General features: G+C 54.4%; 6 protein-coding genes and 1 tRNA gene. 5 read left to right on the top strand and 2 right to left on the bottom strand.

Annotated features, from left to right (window positions below; all coding sequences use genetic code 11):
- Positions 1-285 precede the first annotated feature (285 nt).
- On the top strand, positions 286-420 hold the full coding sequence (locus Q6D67_RS09035; protein WP_304705273.1) for a hypothetical protein: 135 nt from the start codon (positions 286-288) through the stop codon (positions 418-420).
- Positions 421-607: 187 nt separating this feature from the next.
- Here Q6D67_RS09035 and Q6D67_RS09030 read toward each other — a convergent pair.
- Together Q6D67_RS09030 and Q6D67_RS09025 are read right to left on the bottom strand one after the other, a co-directional pair.
- Positions 608-684, bottom strand: a tRNA-Arg gene (locus Q6D67_RS09030).
- Positions 685-833: 149 nt separating this feature from the next.
- On the bottom strand, positions 834-2,330 hold the full coding sequence (locus tag Q6D67_RS09025) for an RNA-directed DNA polymerase (RefSeq protein WP_304705272.1): 1,497 nt from the start codon (positions 2,328-2,330) through the stop codon (positions 834-836).
- Positions 2,331-2,466: 136 nt separating this feature from the next.
- Between Q6D67_RS09025 and Q6D67_RS09020 the strand changes: the two genes are divergently transcribed.
- The 4 genes from Q6D67_RS09020 to Q6D67_RS09005 are packed head-to-tail and all read left to right on the top strand — an operon-like array spanning position 2,467 to position 9,462.
- Positions 2,467-3,951 carry a class I SAM-dependent DNA methyltransferase gene (locus Q6D67_RS09020; protein WP_304705271.1) on the top strand — a complete coding sequence of 495 codons (1,485 nt, stop codon included), beginning with the start codon at positions 2,467-2,469 and terminating at the stop codon, positions 3,949-3,951.
- Positions 3,948-5,111, top strand: a complete 1,164-nt coding sequence (locus tag Q6D67_RS09015) for a restriction endonuclease subunit S (protein ID WP_304705270.1) — start codon at positions 3,948-3,950, stop codon at positions 5,109-5,111. The genes Q6D67_RS09020 and Q6D67_RS09015 overlap by 4 nt, the downstream gene beginning before the upstream one ends.
- A 6-nt stretch (positions 5,112-5,117) precedes the next feature.
- Positions 5,118-8,516 (top strand): DEAD/DEAH box helicase family protein, encoded by a 3,399-nt coding sequence (locus Q6D67_RS09010; RefSeq protein ID WP_304705269.1) that lies wholly within the window; start codon positions 5,118-5,120, stop codon positions 8,514-8,516.
- Between the two features lie 4 nt (positions 8,517-8,520).
- The gene (locus Q6D67_RS09005) at positions 8,521-9,462 is read left to right on the top strand and encodes a hypothetical protein (protein WP_304705268.1); all 942 of its coding nucleotides are present in this window, start codon (positions 8,521-8,523) and stop codon (positions 9,460-9,462) included.
- The last annotated feature ends 457 nt before the right edge of the window (positions 9,463-9,919 follow it).

Raw genomic sequence — 9,919 nt, 5'->3', positions numbered from 1 at the left:
GGCGATAACAAATCAACCAGATACGCCGCCTTTTTTCAAACCCTCAAACACCACTTTTGGTTATAGCTCCATAGAAAGCTAACGGGGCCATAATTGCGGAGGCAGGCTGCGCTACGGACTTCTCCTTTGAATCGCCCTGGTCTTGAAGGTGCACGGCATCGCCTGCCCTTCGCGTCTCCCAATGCGCTCTTCGGACTGAGTCGACTATCGATCTAGTGGCTCCGCCTGGGTATACGATTGGAGCGAATCCGACCTGGGCACCCGCAGCAGATTGGAGGTCATTGAGTGTACGAAGTTGAAGACAAGATCTGGCTTGCCGGGAGGCCGGACCCCAGCTTCTTGGATTATGATCTAGGATTCTTTGATGAGGATGTGGGGCGGGTTGAGCCCGCCACCAATCCGTTCGTACCGGAACTGTAAACCATGTGTCCGGCGGCCGGCGTACCGGTATAACCTGTAAAGGATGTCTCCGGAAAGGACCCTTGAAANGTGGGGCGGGTTGAGCCCGCCACCAATCCGTTCGTACCGGAACTGTAAACCATGTGTCCGGCGGCCGGCGTACCGGTATAACCTGTAAAGGATGTCTCCGGAAAGGACCCTTGAAAAATGGCCCGCCCGAGAGGATTCGAACCTCTGACCTCTGCCTCCGGAGGGCAGCGCTCTATCCAGCTGAGCTACGGGCGGGACCTATAAAGTCGATGTAAATCAATAGCCTAAGTGGTCTATGGTGGCCTTAGATTACCAGTATCGAGCGTGGTGTAAAGGGTCTTAGTGTGACAAGAATGTGACGTGGTTGGCAGGTGGAGTGTGTAGGGTGTGTTCTGGTGGCAGATTCAGTACTCCCACGCGTTCTGCTTGAACACGGCGACCTCTTCAGGTTGGACGATCTCCTGCATGTCGGCGGGGTTATCCACAATGATGTTGGCGACGTTGAGAGCAGATTTCAGTGCCTCACTTGAAATCCAGTCGTTCTCCCACAGCTGAGGCGTACCGCCATTGGCTATACGGCAGATCGGCTCCTCACTCTGAAACTGAAGCCCTATCGATCTGGGGGCGATCACCCTCTGAAGCCAGACCTCCAGGTAGCCATTATGGGGAACACGTTGCATCTTCCTGTGTACCTTGTCCCACATCCTCGCCTTGTTCTGTTGTGGCGCAAGTGAGATAAGGTGGCTGAGCATACCTGCCACAACGGGAATCGTTACCGGCGATACGAGCGCTATATCAGTTGCTATGGCAATCTGGACTTCCAGATCGTCTGGGGGCTCTGTCTGGGTAGCCAGTTTACTATGGAATTCGCTCGTAAGACGGCGTAGAGCACCGCTGTTGGGGAAGCGACGTCCGAAGGCGTGGAGGCGAAGAAGCTGCTTCTGAATTGTCTTGGCATTCGAGTCACCAAGATCACGTAGTTCAATGCCAGCTAGCTTGTCCGGCTTTATCGAGCCTTCGACTACGTTCGTGCACATGTAGGTTTTAGGTACACCCAACTTCATACCCACACCGCGTAGGGCATCGCTGGCGATTTTGAGAACCTCTTCGGCTCGATCATCACTGTTTGCGAAAATCCTATAATCGTCGCGATAGCGCAGAATCTGTACATCGTCGGAAATGGTTAGAGCACTTGTTATGCATTCATCAACGTAGCCAAGTACTAGCTCAGCAATGAAGTCCATGAGAACCGAACCCTGTGAGATTCCGTTTGTCTGGCCATATCGACTGGAGCGTATGTGGAAGTCGATATTGTTGCCAAGGAGGGACTTGTCGTTGGGCTTCTGCTTGGCTTCCTCGAGGCCATGAAGTGCCCAGGCGATGCTGTGGGTATAGAGTGAACCATAGCAATCCGTAACGTCAGTGTGCAGAACGTGGCTGTATTCCAACGAGTAGATCAATGACTGCTGCTCGATGCTTTGCCACCAGCTTCTGATCTGGGTAGCCTGGTCAGTCTGATGATCGAGCGAAATGACAGGGGAGCTACAACAGGTCACCGCACCCTGCTCAAACTGAGACACGCGGCCCTTTATGAAAAACCAGTTTTCTTCAGTACAAATTAAGTTAACGAGTGATACATAGATGGCTGGATGCATCAGTTCATAGGGCCGCCAAGCGAAACGTCCATCCTTGTTGGCTAAAAAACTGTAGTTCACTCCGGGGAGTATTGCTGGTTTACTGCTCTGAAATCCAGTGAACTGCTCGCCATTCAGTACAGCGGCGACGCCGGCAAGGACGGGTTCGAAGCTGATGTACTTAGGGAAGTCGCCGTTGAAGTAGCTGCTGCACTTCAAGAAGTGGGCTTTGGCTTCCTCGTGGGAAGCTTCAATAAGACGTTTCATCGCTTGGGGTACTCGATCCTTGAGCTTCGGACACATGAGAATCGGGCGCTAAGGCATGGCCCTGACATTCAGACGTCAATATAATCGCTTGCGCTACTGATGTCATGCGTAGCAAATGAATCGGAAAGGAGACCCCTTGATCACAGGTGAGATTAGATCAAAGATTGACCGCATCTGGGACACCATGTGGTCTGGCGGCATATCCAACCCCCTGTCAGTGATCGAGCAGCTGACCTACCTGCTGTTCATCAAGCGGCTGGATGAGCTGCACACGCTCCGGGAGCATAAGGCTGCACGGACGGGAAAGCCCATCGAGGAGCCTATCTTCAGTTCGGATCAGGATGTCCTGCGCTGGTCACGCTTCAAGGAGACCGCCCCGGAGCAGATGTTCACCACATTGCGCGACGGGGTATTCCCCTTTATCAAAAGCCTCGGGAGGAACGGGGGTGACGAGGGTGAGGGTGACTCCACCTACTCCCACCACATGAAGGACGCCCTGTTCATGATGCCCACTGCCCGGGTGCTGGCCAATGTGGTGGATCAGCTCGACAGCATCGACATGTCCGACAGCGACACCAAGGGCGACCTGTACGAGTACATGCTCGGCAAGATCGCTTCCGCTGGGCAGAACGGCCAGTTTCGGACCCCTCGCCATATCATCAAGCTGATGGTGGACATGACCGCCCCCACCCCCAAGGACATGATCTGCGATCCGGCCTGCGGGACGGCTGGGTTCCTGATCGCCGCATCGGAATATCTCCGCGATCACCACGGAGACACGATCTACAAAACGGAGGAGTCACGGCGAAAATTCAACGAGGGCACCTTCCACGGTTTCGACTTCGACTCCACCATGCTGCGGATAGGCAGCATGAACATGCTATTGCACGGTGTTGAGAACCCCGACATCCGATACCGGGACTCTCTGGCGGAATCTGCCAAGGGCGATGAGGAGAAGTATTCGCTGATTCTGGCCAATCCACCGTTTGCGGGTAGTCTGGACTATGAGTCTACCGCCAAGGACCTGCAGCAGATCGTCAAGACGAAGAAGACCGAACTACTCTTCCTCGCTCTGTTCCTGCGTCTGCTACAGCCCGGTGGACGGGCTGCCGTTATTGTGCCGGATGGGGTACTGTTTGGGTCCTCTAACGCACACAAGACCCTCCGAAAAATTCTGGTGGAGGACCAGAAGCTGGATGCCATCATCTCTATGCCATCGGGAGTCTTCAGGCCCTATGCGGGTGTCTCGACCGCCATCCTGCTATTCACCAAGACCAACTCCGGCGGTACAGACAACGTCTGGTTCTACGACATGCAGGCCGACGGATTTTCTCTGGACGATAAGCGCAGTTCTAAACCGGATAAGAGCGACCTTCCAGACGTACTCACCCGCTGGCAAAATCGTTCGGCTGAGGCTGAACGGAAGCGCACTGACCGCAGTTTCTTCGTGTCCAAGGATGAAATCGCGGGCAACGAATACGACCTGTCCATCAACCGTTACAAGGAGGTGGAGTATGAGGTGGTGGAGTACGATCCTCCACGAGTAATACTGGAACGACTGGCCACGCTGGAGGCAGAGATTGCGAAAGGTCGTGCGACGCTGGAAGGGTTGTTGGAATGAAACTTTGTCCTTCTTCTTTGTACCCCCATGCGCGACTTGGGGATTGTGGGGAGATTATCACGGGCTCAACTCCTTCGAAGTCCAACGCTAAGTTTTGGGGTAGTGAGATTCCATTTGTAACACCCGCTCAACTTGGCTTTGAAAAGCCTGTCACTACGGCTGTCGAATTTGTAACTAATGAAGGTGCAGCTCGCGGGAGACTACTGCCTGAAGGGGCCGTGCTTGTCTGTTGTATAGGATCACTCGGCAAGACAGGTGTAGCCGGTACTCCACTCATTAGCAACCAGCAAATCAATTCAATTGTATTTAATACTGCCAAAGTAGATGCGCGTTACGGTTACCATACTGCGCGTAACCTAACCCCCCTACTTGAGCTATATGCGCCTTCAACGACCGTCAAGATCGTCAAGAAGAGTGCATTTGCAAACATTGAAATCCCACTGCCACCCCTCGCCGAGCAGAAGCGGATCGCGGGGATACTGGATGTGGCAGACGCCTTGCGGGCCAAGCGCCGCGAGTCCATCGCTCAGCTCGACAGCCTCCTGCAGTCCACCTTCGTCGATATGTTCGGCGACCCTGTCACTAATCCTATGGGGTGGGAGGAGTGCACAGTGGGCGAAGTAACAGACTGCATTGTGCCGGGTCGAGATAAGCCGAAATCTTTCACAGGTTCGACTCCATGGATAACGACAGATGATCTGGTTTATTTGGGATATACAACCCACTCACCGAAAAATATCGGCTTGAGTCCTGATGAGATCAAGGAAGTCCGAGCCCGCGTCATTCCGGAGGGAAGCGTGATCATTAGCTGCGTTGGTGACCTTGGAGTTTCATCGATAGCGGGATGTAACATTGTCGTAAATCAGCAACTGCACGCATTTCAATGTGAAGATAGACTTAATCCAGAGTTTTTGGCTTTTTGCCTTCCGTTTCGTAAGCCTTGGATGCGTCGCCGCGCTACAAAGACAACACTGCCATATCTGAACAAGACGAACTGCAACAGCATCCCAATCTTCGTTCCGCCTCTCGAGCTTCAAGGCCGCTTCGCGGCAATCGTTAAATCCGTCGAGGAACAGAAGGTTTTCTACCACGCTCATCTGGCCGAATTGGACACCCTCTTTGCCTCCCTACAGTCCCGCGCCTTCAGTGGGGAGCTGTGACCGCCCATGACCAACTTCGCCTTTCTGTCCACTGATTTCAAGCCTATCGCTGAGGCTGCCACTACGGCAGAAGGCCATATCAACGGCGATCCTCGCGCAGCCTGTTTCCATGCCCGTTTCACTCTGGAGGCGGTAGTCCACTGGCTCTACCGGCACGACCGCTCCCTGCGGATGCCCTATGACCGAAATCTGGGGGCACTTTTACACGAACCCTCCTTCCAGAACCTGCTGCCGGAGGCGGTGTTCCAGAAGGCCCGGGTGATCCAGAAGGTGGGCAATCAGGCCGTTCACAATCCCAGACCGATACGTCAGTACGATGCCCTGCAAGTGGTGAGGGAACTGCAGCATATCTGCTACTGGCTGACCCGTACCTACGCGCCCAATGCATCAAGGGAGGGAGCCGTATGGAAGGATGAGCGTGTTCCCCCGGCACCCAGTGGCGAGCATATCGTACCCCGCAAAGAGCTGGAGGCGTTGGAGGCACAGCTGGCCGAACAGATGGAGGCGGCGCTCAAGCACCAGCAGGAGCGGGATGCCCTCGATGCCGAACTTCAGGCACTGAAGGAACAGCTGGCCGAAGTCCGTGCTGCCAGTGAACAAGAACCCGATACCCACGACTATTCTGAAGACGACACCCGCCGCTACCTGATCGACGTGGAACTCCACCGGGCTGGATGGCCACTGGACCAGCAACATGAACGGGAATATAAAGTGACCGGCATGCCCAATGCCAAGGGTGTGGGTTATGCCGACTATGTACTGTGGGGCGATGACGGCAAGCCGCTGGGGGTTGTGGAGGCCAAGAATTCTACCGTGGACCCGGTGGTGGGCCAGCAGCAGGCCAAACTCTACGCCGACTGCCTTGAAGCAATGCACGGGCAGCGGCCCCTCATCTTCTACAGCAATGGCTACAAAACTTGGTTGTGGGATGACGGGGGTTACCCACCCCGTGAAGTCGCGGGGTTCTATAAGAAAGACGAACTCGCCCGACTCATTACGCGGCGGTCTAAACGTCAAGCACTGGACGTGGCCCAATTGAAAGGCGCGATTGTCGAGCGGTATTACCAGAAGCGGGCTATTGGCAGTATCTTCGAGCAGTTCACGCAGGCCAGACGCAAGGCCCTGCTGGTAATGGCTACCGGCACGGGCAAAACGCGCATGGCTATAGCGCTGGTGGATGCCCTGCAACGGGCAGGGTGGGCGAAACGGGTGCTGTTCCTCGCTGACCGAGTCTCTCTGGTCAATCAAGCCACCAATGCTTTCAAAATGCACCTGCCGGAGTCCAGTCCGGTAAATCTCGTCACCGATAAGCAGACGGAGGGCCGGGTCTACGTGTGCACCTATCCCACTATGATGGGACTGATCGACGAGACCGAGGGCAACGCCGCCCGTTTCGGAGTGGGGCACTTCGATTTGGTGATCATCGACGAAGCCCATCGCAGTGTTTACCAGAAATACGGTGCGATCTTCCGCTACTTCGATTCCCTGCTGGTGGGTCTGACCGCCACCCCCCGGGAGCAGGTGGACAAGAACACCTACGATCTCTTCGACCTTGAGCCGGGCGTACCCACCGATGCCTACGAGCTGGAAACGGCAGTGCGTGACGGCTTCCTGGTTCCCCCACGGGTAGAGCAGGTTGACCTCAAGTTCCCCCGAGAGGGGATCAACTATGACGACCTCACGGAGGAGGAAAAAGCCCAGTGGGAGAGTCTGGACTGGGGGGATGACGTGGATGAGCGCGGCATACCAGAGCGAGTGCAATCAACCGCACTTAACAACTGGCTGTTCAACCGGGATACCGTGGACAAGGTGCTCCAACATCTGATGGAGTATGGTCGCAAGGTGGAAGGCGGTGACCGTCTCGCCAAAACTATAGTCTTTGCCCGCAATCACGATCACGCCCAATTCATCGAGCAGCGGTTCAACCACCACTACCCCCACTATAAGGGCCACTTCGCCCGGGTTATAGACAACTACGCCAAGTACCCGCAGAGCCTGATCGATGACTTCTCCCAGAAGGACAAGGAGCCGCATATCGCTATCTCCGTGGATATGCTGGACACGGGCATCGATGTGCCCGAGGTGGCCAATCTGGTGTTCTTCAAGCCTGTCTATTCCAAGATCAAGTTCTGGCAGATGATCGGGCGGGGGACGCGCCTATGCCCTGACTTACTCGGACCTGGCGAGGACAAGCCGGACTTCCGTGTATTCGATTTCTGCTTCAACTTCGACTTCTTCCGTGAGAACCCCGAGGGCATCCAGGCCGGGGATGCCGCTCCATTGAGTGCGCGACTCTTTCGAGCCCGGGTGGAACTATTGGGCTACATACAGAGCACCCCTGAGCTGGACCCGGATGCCGGACTCAAAACGGCGCTGGCAACTGGCCTGCACGGGGAGGTGGCGAGGATGAACTCGGACAATTTCATCGTACGCATGCACCTACAACCCGTGGAACGCTTCAAGGACCGAGCTGTCTGGAATCGGCTCACCGAGGCCGACCGCGAGACCCTGCAACGGGAAGTAGCGGGACTGCCCAGTGAACTGGAAACCGATGATATAGAGTCCCGCTTTTTCGACTTGACCGCCCTACGCATGCAGCTGGCTCACGTAGAAGGGGATACGGCGATCTACGAAACATACCGGAACCGCGTTGTGGAGATCGCTATGTTGCTGGAAGACAAGGCCGCGATTCCAGCGGTGAAGGCGCAGCTCGAATATTTGGCAGCGATACAGGATACTGGATTCTGGGATGGAATCGGCCTGGCTGGACTGGAGGAGATGCGCCTGCGGGTGCGCGGACTGGTGCCCTTCCTCGACAAGAAAAAACGCACCATAGTGTATACCGACTTCAACGACGAGATTTTGGGGGTGCGGCCAGAATTGATGGTGAGTATGCCCAAGATGACCGGCGCCCAGTATGAGAAGAAGGTGAAGGAGTACCTGAGTAGCCACCTGGACCACCTCGTCATCCACCGCCTCAGGACCAACCAACCTCTAACGCAGACCGATCTGGAGGGGCTGGAGAGGGCGCTGGCAGATATTGGCGAAGAGGATGGGGATACCCTGCTGTCAGGACTGCTGACGCGCAGCGGCGCACCCTCGCTGGCCTATTTCATTCGAAGTCTGGTGGGCATGGATCGAGCCGCAGTGCAGGCGGTGTTCTCAACGTTTCTGGCGGACCGCAGCCTGACCCCACCCCAAATCAGATTCATAGAGATGGTCATCGACCAGCTGACATCACGCGGAGTGATGGAGGCGCCCGCGCTCTACGAGCCCCCCTTCAGCGACCTTCACGGTGGCGGGCCCGACGCCATGTTCGCGGGTAGGAAGAACGTTGTGGACGGGATATTTGCTGCGCTCGAATCAATGAGCCCGGTCGTAGAAAATCACCCCATGAGAGGTTAGGCCGATGAAATGTTACATATGCGGACTCGAGGAGGGCACTAATCTTCTTGAAGAGCCTGTCGGCGGTGACAAGGAATTGGTGCATTGTAGGAGGTGCGGTGATTATGAAATTTCAGGGACGGCAAAGGCACAGTTGGCACACACTGGTCAGCATCTGGACCTTTCTGCCTACTTGCGCGACTGGAATATTGTAGGGGGCAGACCAGCTATATTGGATAGCAATAGCTTGGCGAAGATATGTCAAAACCTCCCGAAATATTCAGTCAGTGAGAAACAGAGCTATCTTTTAGCGTCATTGGCAGCTATTTCAAAGTATCCCGGAGACCATATAAGACTAGAACCAGAAGTTGACATGGTACTAGCGTGGGCGAAAAGCTCGCAAGAGTTTGGCTACTACGTGGATGCACTCATTGGTCGGGGATTGCTTACACCAATTGGCTCGAAGACATACGATGGTACGCCTCCGATAGTCTTTTTGTCACCAGCTGGCTGGGAAGCCTTCGAGAAGAACTCCACTGTCCCGGAGAAATCAGCTCAAGTTTTCGTCGCAATGTCATTCTCGGGTTTGATGCTCCCGGTCTTTGCGGAAGCGATTAAACCGGCCATTGAGTCTATTGGCTACAGACCGTACAGGGTTGACCATGATCTCCATTTAGATCGCATAGACGCGAAAATCATCGCGGAAATTCGTAAATCTAGATTTATTGTCGCCGATGTGACCGAGCAAAAGGCAGGCGTATACTTCGAAGCTGGGTATGCGCACGGATTAGACATACCGGTGATATGGAGCGTGCGCTCAGATGAACTCGACCGTGTACACTTTGATACACGGCAGTTTTATCATATCGTTTGGGAAAATCCGGCAGATTTATCCGAAAAACTAAGAAATTTTATTGACGGATTTTTTGGCTACGGACCTAAGTATAAGACACGAGATGGTGCTTAGTTTATCGTAGCGCTTCAGGGCCATGGTCTTCTCGCATGCCGGTGGCCCCGATGAAATGTTTGTTGGGAAGGACAGCATCGTAGACGGCATTTTTTCAATGTTGGATTCCACCAAGCCAAAGGTTTTAGGAAGGGCAGTGTGATTTCTCATCCGTGATAATTCATTCTCATTTAATTACGTGTGAGGAAATTGTAATCATCCGCCTGGCTAATGAGCGATCCCACTTTTTTCTAATAGACTTCTTTTCTTCGGAATCTCCCGCAACCTATAGAGTATTCTTACTAGTCATTATATTTCCCGTGTCATAGATTGATGCTGCGGAAACCACCGAAAGACCCCATGCCGCAGACGGTGGCCGGAGGCCGCCGTTAGGCATGGGTCTTTCGTCTATTATTATTTACTCACTACCTACTACATAACTATGCGGAACGGGTTTCGGAATTTCTCTATTAAATTC

It is taken from the genome of Haliea sp. E1-2-M8, from assembly GCF_030649675.1.
GTDB lineage: Bacteria > Pseudomonadota > Gammaproteobacteria > Pseudomonadales > Halieaceae > Haliea.
Note: the sequence above shows the minus strand (reverse complement) of the source record. Positions and strands in the feature narration are given on the sequence as shown.